The 218-nt window shown below is 34.4% G+C and carries 1 pseudogene; it reads left to right on the top strand.

Going from position 1 to position 218, the window contains the following annotated elements:
- Nucleotides 1-218 (top strand): annotated as a pseudogene (locus tag GNY06_RS13905) (IS1 family transposase); the annotation flags it as partial.

Genomic DNA, 218 nt, shown 5'->3' with positions numbered 1-218 from the left:
CTTTAGATCAATCGGCAGGATTTTAGACGTTAGCAATGTCACTATTTTGAATTGGATTCGTAGTTTCGGTCAAGAAATACAATCATTGCAGTGTGAATCTAAGGAAATAAAAGTGGTAGAGTTAGATGAAATGCACACTTATATAGGGCGTAAAAAAAACACGGTTGGATCTGGATTGCTGTTGATAGATTTGGAAAAAGATTCATCAATTTCGTTAT

It is taken from the genome of Elizabethkingia argenteiflava (genome assembly GCF_009904105.1).
GTDB lineage: Bacteria > Bacteroidota > Bacteroidia > Flavobacteriales > Weeksellaceae > Elizabethkingia > Elizabethkingia argenteiflava.
Note: the sequence above shows the minus strand (reverse complement) of the source record. Positions and strands in the feature narration are given on the sequence as shown.